General features: G+C 47.6%; 14 protein-coding genes. 10 read left to right on the forward strand and 4 right to left on the reverse strand.

All coding sequences use genetic code 11. The features are described from left to right. Positions 1 to 198 precede the first annotated feature (198 nt). Together HMPREF9443_RS06675 and HMPREF9443_RS06680 are read right to left on the reverse strand one after the other, a co-directional pair. Positions 199 to 792 (reverse strand): hypothetical protein, encoded by a 594-nt coding sequence (locus HMPREF9443_RS06675; RefSeq protein WP_187363708.1) that lies wholly within the window; start codon positions 790 to 792, stop codon positions 199 to 201. Further along, positions 750 to 1,322, reverse strand: a complete 573-nt coding sequence (locus tag HMPREF9443_RS06680; RefSeq protein WP_009145798.1) for a hypothetical protein — start codon at positions 1,320 to 1,322, stop codon at positions 750 to 752. The genes HMPREF9443_RS06675 and HMPREF9443_RS06680 overlap by 43 nt, the downstream gene beginning before the upstream one ends. 268 nt (positions 1,323 to 1,590) lie before the next feature. Here HMPREF9443_RS06680 and HMPREF9443_RS06685 point away from each other — a divergent pair, with 268 nt between their 5' ends. Genes HMPREF9443_RS06685 through hemL form a run of 6 tightly spaced genes read left to right on the forward strand, consistent with a single transcriptional unit; the run spans position 1,591 to position 8,249 of the window. Further along, entirely contained in the window at positions 1,591 to 2,253 is a 663-nt protein-coding gene (locus tag HMPREF9443_RS06685) for a precorrin-2 dehydrogenase/sirohydrochlorin ferrochelatase family protein (RefSeq protein WP_009145799.1), read from the forward strand. Continuing rightward, a complete protein-coding gene (gene hemA, locus HMPREF9443_RS06690; protein ID WP_040565214.1) occupies positions 2,207 to 3,511 on the forward strand; it encodes a glutamyl-tRNA reductase in 1,305 nt (434 codons plus the stop codon). Before HMPREF9443_RS06685 ends, hemA begins: the two co-directional genes overlap by 47 nt. After that, positions 3,483 to 4,403, forward strand: coding sequence for a hydroxymethylbilane synthase (hemC, locus tag HMPREF9443_RS06695; protein WP_009145801.1), 921 nt, complete (start codon positions 3,483 to 3,485; stop codon positions 4,401 to 4,403). The genes hemA and hemC overlap by 29 nt, the downstream gene beginning before the upstream one ends. A gap of 13 nt (positions 4,404 to 4,416) precedes the next feature. Further along, positions 4,417 to 5,934, forward strand: coding sequence for a uroporphyrinogen-III C-methyltransferase (gene cobA, locus HMPREF9443_RS06700; RefSeq protein WP_009145802.1), 1,518 nt, complete (start codon positions 4,417 to 4,419; stop codon positions 5,932 to 5,934). A gap of 14 nt (positions 5,935 to 5,948) precedes the next feature. After that, positions 5,949 to 6,938 (forward strand): porphobilinogen synthase, encoded by a 990-nt coding sequence (hemB, locus tag HMPREF9443_RS06705; protein ID WP_040565215.1) that lies wholly within the window; start codon positions 5,949 to 5,951, stop codon positions 6,936 to 6,938. Positions 6,939 to 6,950: 12 nt separating this feature from the next. Further along, on the forward strand, positions 6,951 to 8,249 hold the full coding sequence (gene hemL, locus HMPREF9443_RS06710; RefSeq protein ID WP_009145804.1) for a glutamate-1-semialdehyde 2,1-aminomutase: 1,299 nt from the start codon (positions 6,951 to 6,953) through the stop codon (positions 8,247 to 8,249). Positions 8,250 to 8,350: 101 nt separating this feature from the next. Here hemL and HMPREF9443_RS06715 read toward each other — a convergent pair whose 3' ends face one another. Next, positions 8,351 to 8,908, reverse strand: coding sequence for a hypothetical protein (locus tag HMPREF9443_RS06715; protein ID WP_040565216.1), 558 nt, complete (start codon positions 8,906 to 8,908; stop codon positions 8,351 to 8,353). Between the two features lie 366 nt (positions 8,909 to 9,274). Between HMPREF9443_RS06715 and HMPREF9443_RS06720 the strand changes: the two genes are divergently transcribed. Further along, positions 9,275 to 9,712, forward strand: a complete 438-nt coding sequence (locus HMPREF9443_RS06720) for an RrF2 family transcriptional regulator (protein WP_009145806.1) — start codon at positions 9,275 to 9,277, stop codon at positions 9,710 to 9,712. Positions 9,713 to 9,830: 118 nt separating this feature from the next. Here HMPREF9443_RS06720 and cysK read toward each other — a convergent pair whose 3' ends face one another. Then, positions 9,831 to 10,760, reverse strand: coding sequence for a cysteine synthase A (gene cysK / locus HMPREF9443_RS06725; protein ID WP_040565217.1), 930 nt, complete (start codon positions 10,758 to 10,760; stop codon positions 9,831 to 9,833). A gap of 406 nt (positions 10,761 to 11,166) precedes the next feature. Here cysK and HMPREF9443_RS06730 point away from each other — a divergent pair, with 406 nt between their 5' ends. Genes HMPREF9443_RS06730 through mnmA form a run of 3 tightly spaced genes read left to right on the forward strand, consistent with a single transcriptional unit; the run spans position 11,167 to position 14,466 of the window. Next, the gene (locus HMPREF9443_RS06730) at positions 11,167 to 12,312 is read left to right on the forward strand and encodes a cysteine desulfurase family protein (RefSeq protein WP_009145808.1); all 1,146 of its coding nucleotides are present in this window, start codon (positions 11,167 to 11,169) and stop codon (positions 12,310 to 12,312) included. A 4-nt stretch (positions 12,313 to 12,316) separates the two neighbouring features. Then, positions 12,317 to 13,396 (forward strand): [FeFe] hydrogenase H-cluster radical SAM maturase HydE, encoded by a 1,080-nt coding sequence (gene hydE / locus HMPREF9443_RS06735; RefSeq protein ID WP_050787117.1) that lies wholly within the window; start codon positions 12,317 to 12,319, stop codon positions 13,394 to 13,396. Beyond that, entirely contained in the window at positions 13,393 to 14,466 is a 1,074-nt protein-coding gene (gene mnmA, locus HMPREF9443_RS06740; RefSeq protein WP_009145811.1) for a tRNA 2-thiouridine(34) synthase MnmA, read from the forward strand. The genes hydE and mnmA overlap by 4 nt, the downstream gene beginning before the upstream one ends. Positions 14,467 to 14,511: the final 45 nt, after the last annotated feature.

The raw sequence follows: 14,511 nt of genomic DNA on the forward strand, positions 1-14,511 counted from the left end.
CGGGTGCTCAGCACCTGCGAAGTTTGAGCTATATATTTATATCCAGATTTAGCCTTTATACTGTACCCATAGTACTTGACAGTCAAAAAGAGAGATTTTCCCAACTCTTGACACTGAAAAAAGGAGGTTTCCTAAATCCTTGACAATAAAAAAAGAGATTTTCCCAACTCTTGACAAAAAGAAAAAGCTGAATCCCATTTACTTGACAAAATTAGAAAGTAAAATTCCAAATTCTTGCCACTGCTCTCTTTTATTTGACTTATTATATTCGCTCTGATAAAAATAATTCTCTGTCATTTCCATTATTTTTTTATCGTCAGCATTATTCTCGATTTCCTTTTCTATCCAAGAATCATCACTAGGTTTGAATAGCATAAGTATTCCACATATACAACCAACTATTAAAGACATTGCGAGTAAAACCGCTAGTGGTTTTTTAAATAAATCAGGGAATAATTTTTCTTTCTCCGCTCTTTTTTCATTATAGAATTTATTACATTTTTCTATATGCATATTGAAATATTGAGGATCTAAATTATCTCCCAACGTCTTCATAAACTCACAAATATTTAACATTTCTGATTTAATTTCAACCTTTTCCTTAGTTTTTTGAAGTTTCGCCTCTTTCAATATATAAAATTCTTTTTCCGCATAATAATAGCATATATCGACTATATCACCAACAGCTTTAAGTTCATCTATATCACTATTTTTTCTAATTAAGTCAAATGATTTAATCGCAGCTTTTTTTAAAGCATCCAATGCAAGCTTCCTATTTTTATTTCCATCCAATACACTATTATATGCAGTGTAAAATATTTTTCCCAACTTTCAGTGTCTTTTTCAACAACTATACTATAATCAGGATATTCAATTTTTTGAGGGAATTTCTTACCTATTTCCAGCAAAAATTCTCCAATAAGAGTATCGCAATGCTCTATATACATTTTACTATATTTTATGTAACCAAATCTTTCATCTATATTTTTAGCCAAAAATTGTAAAAATCTGCAAATATCCATCATTTCTGATTTTATCATACCAGCTGCTTTTAAGTTTTCTCTTATATCTAAATCAGTAGTTTTAGATTGCAAGAGATTAAATTCCTTGCTCATATAATAATTACAACTATTTACCATACTAGCAACAGCCTTAATTTTATCTTCTTGCATTATCACTTTGCTAAAAATTAAGTCAAACGCTTGAGGAACACAAATTTTTAATAAACTAATAGCTTCATTGCTATGTATATTATCTTCTATAATCTTATTATAAGTATCGAAGAATACAGATTCCCAATTATGCTGTAAACTGTTTGCCATTAAATTCACGCCTTTCCTTAATATAAACTCCCATTATTTAATTATATCATCGTTCCTCCCCCCGCAAGCAATCGTCTACTTGTTTTTTCTGTGCCAAAAAACAACTGTATTTTTCTTCTTTTTCTCCACTTACTGAACACTTTCCGTTTTTTGTCCATTATTTCACATTCCCGCGCCTTTAAAAAAAGCTCTAAATATGATATTATATATAAATTAAGAAGCCTATTTAATGACACTCATTATCATGTTCCTATAGGTGGTTAATTATATGCTTAATAAAACTAATTTTCATTATCCTGCAATGCTGCGTGTAACAGGCAAAAACTGCGTAATCATCGGCGGCGGTGCTGTTGCTGCCCGTAAGCTGGCAACTTTGCTGAATGCCGAAGCTAACGTAACGGTTGTTGCCCCACTTTTCTGTGACGAGGTGCAAAAGCTTGCCTCAGCACAGGGCTGCACGCTCATCAAGGATTACTACAAACCGGAATATCTGCAGAATGCATTTGTGGTTATTGCCGCCACAGATAATAAGGCTGTAAACAGGCAGATTTCAGAGGCTGCGCCCTGCCTCGTCAATAATATTACCGAACCTGAGCTGAGTAATTTCACTGTCCCCTCAGCCATCAGTGAAGGTGATATTACTATTGCGTTGGCAACAGGCGGCATGCCTGCTTTTACGCGTCTGCTGAAAAAACAGTTGGAACACATTCTGACACCCGAGCTGGCTGACTTCAACAGCTTTCTGCTGCTGCAGAGGGAAGCTGTCAAAAACATCGAAAGTACGCCGCAGGAGCGGACGCAATTCTGGCGCAGTGTTTTGAAACAGGATTTACTAAATTTAGTTATAGCAGGTAAGGCTGCTCAAGCAAAGGAGAAGGTATTAGATGCAGTTAACAGTTTTAGGACTCAATCACAGAACCGCCCCCGTTGAGATCCGTGAACGTTTTAATTTTTCCAATGACAGGGTGGCAAGTATTCTGCGCCGCCTGCGCAATTACGATAATATTCCCGAAGCCATGCTGCTTTCCACCTGCAACCGCACTGAGCTGTACATGGTTATCGAAAATCCGCATGAAGCAATTCCTTTTATCAAATCATTGCTCAAGCATTTGGCAGGCGAACATTACCAAAGCGAATATTTTTACAATCTGAACGGAACAAATTGCGTCAAGCATCTGTTCCGCGTAGCATCCAGTCTTGATTCACTGATTGTCGGTGAAGGCCAGATTCTCAGCCAGATTAAAAATGCTTATCATATTGCCCGTATTAATGGTATGACAGATACGATTCTCAATACCATCATGAATAAGGCAATTGCCGTCGGCAAACGTGTGCGTACCGAAACAAAAATTGCTTACAGCAGCGTATCTGTTTCCAGCGCTGCTGTTGAACTGGCCATCAAAATTTTAGGTGACTTGAGCAAAGCACAGATTTTGGTGGTTGGTGCCGGTCATATGAGCGAGCTCACTGCACAGCATCTGTTGGACAAGGGTGCGCAAACCATCTGTGTCAGCAACCGTCACTACGAGAGAGCACAGGATTTGGCAGACAAATTTCACGGCACAGCTATTCCCTACCGTGCCATGTTCGAGCATGCCGCTGATGCAGATATTATTATAACCTCTACAGGTGCGCCGCATTACGTGCTCACCGCAGAAAATTTGGGACCGCTACTGCCCAAGCGCAACGGCAGACCGCTGATTCTGATTGATATTGCCGTTCCGCGTGACGTCGACCCCAGACTGGCCGATGTTGACGGCGTAACCATTTATAACATTGACGATTTGGAAGGCGTTGTTGATACCAATAAAAACTTCCGCGAAAAGGAAGCTCACGTTGCCGAACAGATTATCAGCGAAGAGATTGGTGCCCTCAAGGAGCGTCTGCGTTATTACACAATGCGCCCTGTTATGGTACAGCTGCATGATAAAATGAATTTCCTGCGCCAGAAGGTTTTGAAGAAGGCCTTTATTAAAATGCCGGAGCTTACCGACCATGAAAAGCGCATTATTGACCTGATGACCCAACGTCTGGAGCATAAATTCCTGCGCGAGCCTATGAAGGCTATGAATGCTGTAGCAGGCACCGCAGAGGAAGAACGCTATAAAAAGATGATGTGTGATTTATTTTTATTAAACGAAACCGGAGAGGAGTTTGGTGATGAAAGCAAAATTGACGATTGGGACTAGACAAAGTCTTTTAGCGCTTTGGCAAAGTAATCATATTGCAGCCTTACTGCGTAAGGAGTATCCTGAATGTGAGGTTGTACTGAAAAAAATTGTCACCAAAGGCGACCGTATTTTAGACGTACCCTTGGCGCAAATCGGCGGCAAGGGTTTATTTACCAAGGAAATTGAAGAGGATCTTTTAGACGGTACTGTTGACTTGGCCGTGCATAGCCTTAAGGATATGCCTACCGTTCTACCGGAAGGCCTGTGTCTGACAGCAATTACCGAGCGTGCCAACGTAGGTGATGCTTTTGTCAGCAACAAATATGCTACCTTCGAAGAGCTGCCGCTCGGTTCCGTAGTCGGCACCAGCAGCCTGCGCCGCAAGGCACAGCTGTTAGCTAAGCGTCCGGATTTGGAAATCCGCGACCTGCGCGGCAACGTTGATACCCGCCTGCGTAAGCTGGATGAAGGACTGTACGATGCTATTATTCTGGCCGCTGCAGGCTTAGAGCGTCTGGGTCACGGCGACCGTATCTCCAGCCTGATTCCTGCTGATGTCTGCCTGCCGGCTGTAGGCCAGGGCGCATTGGCAATCGAAGCGCGTACCGCGGATAAAGAAGTACGCGATATGCTGAGCTTCTTAAACGACCTGAACACCAAACAGGCTACCGATGCCGAGCGTGCCTTCTTGGGCTTACTGGAAGGCGGCTGTCAGGTTCCTATCGGCGTACATGCCGACGTTGAAGGTGAAAACATTCGCATTGAAGCAATCATTGCTGCCTTGGACGGCAGCACTATTCTGCGTGATACAATAAACGGCAAGGCTGATGACGCTGTCAGCCTCGGTCAACAGCTTGGCAAAAAAATGCTGGCTGCCGGCGGTCAGGAAATTCTGGCCTCTATTCTTTAAGGAGAGTGACATCATGACAAAACAAGGTAAAGTATATTTAATCGGTGCAGGCCCCGGCGACCCGGGCCTTCTGGGACTCAAGGCTAAGGAATGCCTGCAGACTGCAGACGCTGTTGTTTATGACCGTCTGGCAGATCCGCGTATTCTGGCCTTCGCCCGCAAGGACGCAGAAATGGTTTACGTTGGCAAAGCCAGCGCCAACCACACCATGCGCCAGCCCGATATCAACAAGCTGCTGGTAAAACTGGCTGCCGAAGGTAAGGTTGTAGCACGTTTGAAGGGCGGCGACCCCTTTGTATTCGGCCGCGGTGGCGAAGAAGCCATCGAACTGCGTGAAGCAGGCCTGCCGTTTGAGTTCGTTCCCGGCGTAACCAGTGCTATTGCTGTTGCCGAATATGCCGGTATCCCTGTTACCCATCGTCATGTAGCAACCTCCTTTGCCGTTATTACCGGTCACGAGGATCCTACTAAAGGAGAATCCACCATCCATTGGAAGGGTCTGGCAACCTCTGTTGACACTCTCGTTTTCCTCATGGGTGTAGAAAACATCGAAAAAATCAGCCGTGAGCTCATCGCTAACGGCCGCAGCGCCGACTGCCCGGCAGCTGTTATCCGTTGGGGCACTCATCCCGAGCAGCGCACTCTGATTACCACCCTCGGCAAAGCTGCCGCTGACGTTAAGGCAACCGGCATGAAGCCGCCTGCTATCTTCCTCGTCGGTGAGGTTGTACGCCTGCGTGAGCAGCTGCAATGGTTTGATAACAAACCCCTCTTCGGCAAAACCGTTATCGTTACCCGCGCACGTGCACAGGCCAGCGCTCTCACCAAAAAGCTGGAAGCACAGGGTGCCAAGGTTATCGAAGCTCCGGCAATCAAAATCGTTCCGGCAGCAGATTACGCTCCGCTGGACAACGCTATTGCCAATATCAATGACTACAAATGGCTTGTCTTCACCAGCGCTAACGGCGTAGATTACTTCTTCGAGCGTCTGGGCGCTGCTAAGAAGGACGCACGCGCCCTGGCTAATGTTACGCTTGCCGCTATCGGCAGCGCCACTGCCAAGGCTCTGGCAGAACACGGCCTCACCGCCGACCTCATTCCTTCCGCTTATAAAGCAGAAGAGCTGGCTGAAGCTCTTGCCGGCGAAATCACCGCCGGTGACAAAATCCTGCTGGCACGTGCTAAGGTTGCACGCGAAGTATTGCCCGAATCTCTGCGCAAAATCGGCGCCATCGTTGACGTCGTAACTGCTTACGAAACCGTTGCCGACTGCGAAAACAAGGATGAGCTTATCGAAGCTCTCGAAAGCGGCGAAGCAAGCATCGTAACCTTCACCAGCAGCAGCACCGTAACCAACCTGCTGGAGGTTCTCGGCGATAAGAAGGAACTGCTGAACAAGGCTGCTCTGGCTGCTATCGGCCCCGTAACCGCAGATACCCTGAAAAAGCATGGCTATACTCCGGCTATCAATGCCGCTGAATATACAATCGACGGCCTCATGACCGCTATCACAAATTTTTATAATAAATAAGGAAGTGTATCAAGATGAGTATTACCGGTTTTCCTGTATACCGTCCGCGCCGCACACGCGCTACTGAAAATCTGCGTGCAATGATCCGTGAAACTGAGGTTTCCGTAAAAGACTTAATCTATCCGCTTTTCGTCGTTCCCGGCGAAAACGTTAAACATGAAATCGAATCTCTGCCCGGCAACTACCACTGGTCCATCGACCGCGTTATGGAATGTGTTGACGAGGTTGTTGAGCTGGGTATTCCCGCTGTCCTGCTCTTCGGCGTACCGTCCTACAAGGATGCTGTCGGCAGCAGCGGCTGGGATATGAACGAACCTGTACAGCAGGCCTGCAAGCTGATTAAAGAAAAATACCCCGAGCTGGTTATCATTACCGACGTCTGCCTGTGCGAATACACCGAGCATGGTCATTGCGGCGTACTGCAAAACGGCTGCACCGTAAACAACGATGAAACTCTGCCGCTGCTGGCTAAGGTTGCTGTTTCCCATGCTCAGGCCGGTGCTGACATGATTGCTCCTTCCAACATGATGGACGGTTATGTTAAGGCTATCCGCGAAGCACTGGATGCAGCAGGCTTCAACCATATTCCTATCATGGCTTATTCCGCAAAATTTGCTTCCGCATATTACGGTCCCTTCCGCGCCGCAGCAGACTCTGCTCCGTCCGCAGGCGACCGCAAAGGCTACCAGATGGACCCCGCCAACAGCGACGAGGCTCTGCGCGAGGTTTCTCTGGATATTGAAGAAGGCGCAGACATCGTCATGGTTAAACCGGCTCTGGCCTTCCTCGACATTGTGCAACGTGTACACGAAACCTTCAACCGTCCGCTGTGTGTTTATAATGTCAGCGGCGAATACGCTATGGTTAAAGCTGCAGCTGAAAAAGGCTGGATTGACGAAAAACGTATCGTTATGGAAACCATGCTTGGCTTCAAGCGTGCCGGTGCCAAAATGATTATTACCTACCATGCGCTTGATGTAGCAAAATGGCTGCAAGGCAAATAAGGAGATATTACAATGGAACATACAAAATCTCAGGCTGCTTTTGAGGAAGCACGCCAATATATCCCCGGCGGCGTTAACAGCCCCGTACGCTCCTTCCGCAGTGTCGGCGGTGTACCGCCGTTCATCTCCGGCGGCAAGGGCAGCAAAATCTATGACATCGACGGCAACGAATACATCGACTACGTTATGTCCTATGGTCCGCTGCTCATGGGCCATGTACCCGACTGCGTAACTGACGCTATCAAGGCTGCGGCTGAAAAGGGCACCTCCTACGGCGCTCCGACTGTTGCCGAAACCGAGCTGGCAAAATTAATCTGCTACCTTGTTCCGTCCATGGATATGGTCCGCATGGTCAACAGCGGTACCGAAGCAACCATGAGCGCTCTGCGCTTAGCACGTGCCTACACCGGCCGTGACTGCATCATCAAATTCATCGGCTGCTACCATGGTCACCATGACAGCCTGCTTGTTAAAGCAGGCAGCGGCGGAGCTACCTTCGGCGTACCCGACAGCCCGGGCGTACCCAAGGCAGTAGCAGCAACCACTATTACCGTACCGTTCAACGACCTGCCTGCTCTGGAAAAGGTTTTTGCCGAACGCGGCGAAGAAATCGCCTGCGTTATCATGGAGCCTACTCCGGGCAACATGGGCCTGGTTCTTCCGCACGAAGGCTTCCTGGAAGGTGTACGTGCCATCACTAAAAAATATGGCGCTCTCCTCATCTGCGATGAGGTTATGAGCGGCTTCCGCAGCGCTCAGGGCGGCAGCCAGTCCCTCTATGACATCGATCCCGATATCACCTGCCTCGGCAAGGTAATCGGCGGCGGTCTGCCTGTTGCTGCTTACGGCGGCAAGCGCGAAATCATGCAAATGGTTTCTCCTGCTGGCCCGATGTATCAGGCAGGTACCTTAAGCGGTAACCCGCTGGCTATGGCTGCAGGTATTGCAGCACTCACCTATATGGAGCAGAACGATGTCTGCAACCGCGCAGAAAGCCTTTGCGCTATTCTGACCGGCGGCTTGGAAAAGGCAGCAGCTAAGGCCGGTGTACCTGTACAGATTCATCGCCTCGGCAGCATGTTCACCGTCTTCTTCAACAATAAACCGGTAACTGATTTTGACAGTGCTGCAGCCAGCGATCTGGAAGCCTTCAAAATCTACTTCCATTCCATGCTGGAGCAGGGTATCTATCTGCCTCCTTCCCAGTTCGAAACAAACTTCGTTTCCGTTGCTCACAATCCCGAGGATTTGCAAAAGACTATTGATGCTGCGGAAATTGCCTTTGCTGAAGTTGCCAAAGCAAGAAAATAACAGCTAAAGCATTATAAAAAATAAGCGTGCAGGCTTGCACAAGCTGACATCAGTCAGCAGTAAGCCTGCACGCTTTTAGTTTTAAATTTTAAAATCTCATCTTAGCCACGAATCAGTTTAATAGAAGGTACTGCTGCTCTGACAAATTTCCACAGCAGCACGGAAATACTGCAATCCATAACCGAATGCAACACAGTACCCGCACCCACCAGCACGATAACACTCATAACAAAACCATTGGACAGCTGCTCTTGCGTAAACATATAACCGCTGAAGAAGAAGGGGGCTACCACAAGCACTTCTCCCAAAGCATGCAATACGGCAAGTCCCAGATTCAGACCGATACCGGCCACGAAGCTCTCCATAATATTCGGATAGCGCCTAATAATTAATGCACCGACCAGAGCGAAAATGATATGGGTTGCTGCACGCGCAGCGATAATCAGGGGTGTGGTTACAAAAAAGCCCATCGTTGTACCAAGGCAGACAGCAGCTGCCACCTTAGGCGAAATAAACATTGCCAAAAAAATTGCCGCATGCGCACCCAAAGTAAAGGACATCGGTCCGATAATCACCTTCGGCATAACCATAGGTACAACCAAACCTATAGCGCACAATACGCCTGCGAGAACAAGTTGATAAATATTTTTATGTTCCAAGAGTATTTCCTCCTATTCAAGTATTAGCTAGTGATTATAGCACTATTCGAGATAACTTGCAAATACTATGTAAAAATGATTTTTTAAAATTAGGTTATTCACTTCTCCCGGTGGATTTATCCCGATAATTTCCCACTTATCCCCAGTTTTTCACAAAAGTTATCCACAATGTGCATAACTTTTGTGGATTGGTGGATAAAAGCTGTGCATTACCTTTATAAAAATCTCGCTATCCATAAATACTTCCGTCTGTTGCTTATTATTTCACCGGCTCTTCCTCTTAGATTTGACTTATTATCCATAATAGCATATAATTTAAGTAGGTTTATAGATAATTACCGAGTTTAACTCAAAGGTGGAGAATCAATGAAAATATCAACAAAAGGACGCTATGCCTTGCGCATGATGCTGGATTTGGCAGAGCATCAGCAGGACGGCTTTGTTGCCCTCAAGGACATTGCGGCAAGACAAAACATTTCCAAAAAATACTTGGAGCAGATTGTGCCTATTCTGAATAAATCCAACTTTCTGCAGGCTAACCGCGGCTTTCAGGGCGGTTATCGTTTGGTTAATGCACCGCGTGAGTATACTGTCGGCAGCATTCTGCGCCTTACAGAAGGCAACCTTACACCGGTAGCGTGTCTGGACTTTAACCCTGTAGGCTGCGAGCGCCGCAACGAATGCATTACCTTGCCGCTGTGGCAGGGACTGAACAAGGTTATTGCAGACTATCTGGACAATATCACTCTGCAGGATATTCTCGACAATTATAAAGCTCGCAGCATTGATAATTATTCAATTTAATGCTTAACCGCCGGTTACATAAAGCCGGCGGTTTTTTGCGCTCTAAATTAAAGAAAGCAGTCCGCGCGGACTGCTTTCTTTTGGTTAGGAAATGGGATGTGATATGTATTTTATCTGCTTATTCAGCAAATAACGGAGTGGAGAGATAACGCTCGCCGGTATCAGGCAGCAGCGCTACGATAACCTTGCCCTTGTTTTCCGGACGTTTTGCCAGCACAGTTGCCGCATATACAGCAGCACCGGAGGAAATGCCTATGAGCACGCCCTCCTTATGGGCAATAGCACGACCGGTTTTGAAGGCATCCTCGTTTTCAACAGCGATGATTTCATCATATACCTTGGTATCTAAAGTGTCAGGTACAAAGCCTGCGCCGATACCCTGAATTTTATGCGGACCGGCAACACCTTTGGAAAGTACCGGAGAACCTGCAGGCTCTACAGCAACAACCTTCACATTGGGATTTTGGGATTTCAGATATCCGCCTACACCGGAAAGAGTACCGCCGGTACCTACGCCGGCAACAAAGATATCAACCTTGCCTTCGGTATCCTGCCAGATTTCCGGACCGGTAGATGCTCTGTGAGTTGCAGGGTTAGCAGGATTGGTGAACTGGCTGGGGATAAAGCTGTTCGGAGTGCTTTCTGCCAGCTCCTGAGCTTTGGCAATCGCACCTTTCATACCCTTAGCACCGTCAGTCAGCACAAGCTGTGCGCCATAAGCCTTCAGCAGATTGCGGCGTTCAACGCTCATGGTTTCAGGCATAGTCAAAATGATTTTGTAACCGCGGGCAGCAGCTACGGATGCCAGACCGATACCGGTGTTGCCGCTGGTGGGCTCAATAATAGTAGCCCCCGGCTTAAGAACACCCTTAGCCTCTGCATCATCAATCATTGCTTTGGCAATTCTATCTTTGACGCTGCCGGCGGGATTGAAGTATTCCAGCTTGCCCAGAATTTTTGCTTCCAGCTTGTTTTCAGCTTCGTAGTTTTTCAGCTCCAGCAGCGGAGTGCCGCCAATCAAATCAGTAATGCTAGTATAAATTGCCATAATAAATCGCTCCTTTATCTTCATCTAATCAGTATATTATCGTTGTATAGTTTTTCTTTCTTATATTAACAGGTAACCAGAGGCAACATCGTGTATCAAAATGCAAGCTTTTCATTAGTATAATCCCTCATTTTCTCTGTTTTGTAATCTCTAGTAATCATAGTTTATTTATAGGTATTATTATACTGTTTTTTTTCTTACTGTCAACAAAAAGAATTACAATTTTCTTTGCTTGACAAAAAAACGTCTGTAATGTACCATATGAAACATATTAAGACAGTAGGAATTGAATTTTACTCAAAATACGCCGCAAAAAGACGCTGACTCTGTAAATCTCACGCCGGTAAGCGTATAATATAAAAGTAAAAGCAGGATTTCCGCTATTGAAGGAGAATATTTTACTATTATGGAAAAGCAATTTATCTATGCAGATAATGCAGCTACAACAAAAATGAGCGACGTTGCCGTTAGAGCAATGCTGCCCTATCTTCAGGAAATATATGCCAATGCTTCCAGCGTGCACCTTTTAGGTCAGCGCAGTGCAGCAGCTTTGTTTAGCGCACGGCAGCAGGTGGCACAGGTACTGAACTGTGCGCCGAAGGAAGTTTTCTTTACCTCCGGCGGCAGCGAAGCAGATAACCAGGCGCTTATCAGCGCTGCGGCCCTCGGCAAAAAGCAGGGCAAATGCCATATCGTTTCCACTGCCATGGAGCATCATGCTATTTTGCACACGCTTGAAGCGTTGGAAGCACAAGGCTTTACCGTAACACTGCTGCGTCCGCAGGCTGACGGCATCGTCACCGCTACGCAGGTAGCAGAAGCTATTACAGATACCACCTGTCTTATTTCCGTCATGTACGCCAACAACGAAACAGGTGCCATCCAGCCTATACGCGAAATCGGTGCTCTCTGCCGCAAGCGCGGCGTGCTTTTCCATACCGACGCCGTGCAGGCCGCAGGACATCTTACTATTAACGTACAGCGCGATAACATCGATATGCTTTCGCTTTCCGCACACAAATTCCATGGGCCGAAGGGCATCGGCCTTTTATTTGCCAAGAGCAATATCCAGCTCACAAGCCTTATCCGCGGCGGCGGTCAGGAGCGCGGCAAGCGTGCCGGTACCGAAAATCTTCCCAGCATCATCGGACTTGCCACAGCGCTTAAAGATGCACAGGAGCATATGCAGCAAAATACTGCTTATATCACAGGTCTGCGCGATGCTCTGCGCAACGGTTTAGATAAAATTGACGGCGCCGGTTTTAACGGCAGCCGTGAGCATTGCCTGCCCGGTACTGTCAACTACAGCTTTCAGGGAGTAAACGGCGAAACACTGCTTTCGCTGCTTTCTAACGAAGGTATCTGCTGCTCGTCCGGCTCTGCCTGCTCCGCAGGCTCGCTAGAGCCCAGTCATGTACTGCTCGCCCTCGGCCTGAGCCACGAAACAGCGAAAAGCGCTCTGCGCTTTTCGCTGTGCGAATACAATACTATGGACGAAGTTCAAACAATTATAACTAAGGTTACAGAAGCGGTAAACCGCTTACGGAGGTAAAAATATGCTGTCAACAGCTGCCAATTTAATAAATAAGCTCGCCTGTGAGCATGACCTAAGCGACGCAGAGCTGTTGACGCTGATAACAAGCACTGAACCTGACATCAACAAGCTGCTCGCCTGCGAAGCTGATAAACTCCGCCGTCAATATTACGGCGACAAGGTCTATATCCGTGGTCTGATTGAATTCACCAACTACTGCAAAAACAACTGCTACTACTGCGGTATCCGCGCCGGCAACAGCCTCGCGGAACGCTACCGTCTGACGCAGGAGGAAATCCTGGCCTGCTGCGCCGAAGGCTATAGGCTCGGCTTCCGCACCTTCGTGCTGCAGGGTGGCGAGGATGCGTATTATACGGATGACAAAATCTGCGCCATCGTCAGCGCCATCCGCAAGCAGCATCCCGACTGCGCCATTACACTGTCCATTGGCGAAAAAAGCCGTGCCGGCTATAAGGCATACTTCGATGCAGGCGCCAACCGTTATCTGCTGCGCCACGAAACAGCGGATGCGGAGCATTACGCCAAGCTGCATCCAGACTGCATGAGCCTGGAAAACCGCAAGCGCTGCCTGTTTGACCTCAAGGAAATCGGTTATCAGGTTGGTTCCGGCTTCATGGTAGGCTCCCCCTACCAGACGCCACAAAACCTTGTCAGCGACCTGCGCTTTCTGCAAAAGCTGCAGCCTGATATGATTGGCATAGGTCCTTACATTACGCATGAACACACACCATTTAAGGATATGACCAGCGGCACATTGAAACAGACGTTGCGCCTGCTGTCTATCCTGCGACTGCTCTTCCCTTACGCGCTGCTGCCTTCGACAACAGCGCTCGGCACCATCCATCCCCAAGGACGCGAGCTGGGGCTGCAGGCCGGTGGCAACGTCGTGATGCCTAACCTTTCTCCGATAGGAGTACGCAAAAAATACGAGCTGTACGCCAACAAAATCTGCACCGGCGAGGAGGCAGCCCAATGCCGTGGCTGTCTGGAAGCACGTGTAAAAATAGCAGGCTATAACATAGTAACCGACAGAGGCGATGTACGCCGCACTTTAGATAAACCAGAAGGAGAAAAATTATGAACAAGAAAGCACTAATCGCTATGAGCGGCGGCGTTGATTCCAGCGTTTCCGCATTGATGATGCTGGAGCAGGACTACGAATGCACCGGTGTAACCATGAAGCTTTTTGCCAACGAGGATATCGGTGTTTCCAAAGCCAACAGCTGCTGCTCCATTGATGATGTAGCAGATGCCCGCAGCGTAGCAACCAGCCTTGGCATGCTTTACTACGTTTTCAACTTTGCCGACCGCTTTGAACGCGACGTTATCGACCGTTTTGTTGACGCTTACGTTAACGGCAGAACACCTAACCCCTGCATTGACTGCAACCGTTATCTGAAATTCGACCAACTTTTCGTGCGCGCACAGGAGCTTGGCTGTGACTATGTTGTCACCGGCCACTATGCGCAAATCAGCTATGATGAAGCCAAAGGCCGCTATCTGCTGCGCAAGGCAGTTGATCCTTTGAAGGATCAGAGCTATGTGCTTTATGCGCTCACACAGGAGCAGTTGGCACACGCTATGTTCCCTCTCGGAGGCCTGTATAAGACACAGGTACGCGAAATTGCCGAAAAGCATGGCTTCGTCAACGCTCAAAAGCATGACAGTCAGGATATCTGCTTTATCCAGACCGGCACCTACGCTGATTTCATCGAAGCACGCCTGGGCAGGAAATTCAATCCCGGTAACTTTGTAGACGAAGCAGGCAACGTGCTCGGCAGACACAAGGGTATTATCCATTACACCGTAGGCCAGCGCAAAGGCCTGGGCTTGGCACTGCCGCAACCTATGTACGTTAAAGAGATTGACACCAAGAACAACGCTGTTATCCTCACAACAAACGAGGGACTGTTTACAAAAAACGTTACAGCCAAGAACATCAACCTTATCGACTGCGACGCTATCACCGAACCGCGCCGTGTGAAAGCACGCATCCGTTACCATCAGCAGGAGCAATGGGCAACTGTTACCCAGCCTGACGCAGATACTCTGCAGCTCGTTTTCGACGATCCTCAGCGCGCTATCACCAAAGGCCAGTCCGTTGTTATGTATGACGGTGACGTAGTTGTCGGCGGCGGCACAATCGTATAATACCCTGCAAATTAAAGAGGCTGGGACAAAACCACCCTCTCAAAC

The organism is Phascolarctobacterium succinatutens YIT 12067 (assembly GCF_000188175.1).
GTDB lineage: Bacteria > Bacillota > Negativicutes > Acidaminococcales > Acidaminococcaceae > Phascolarctobacterium_A > Phascolarctobacterium_A succinatutens.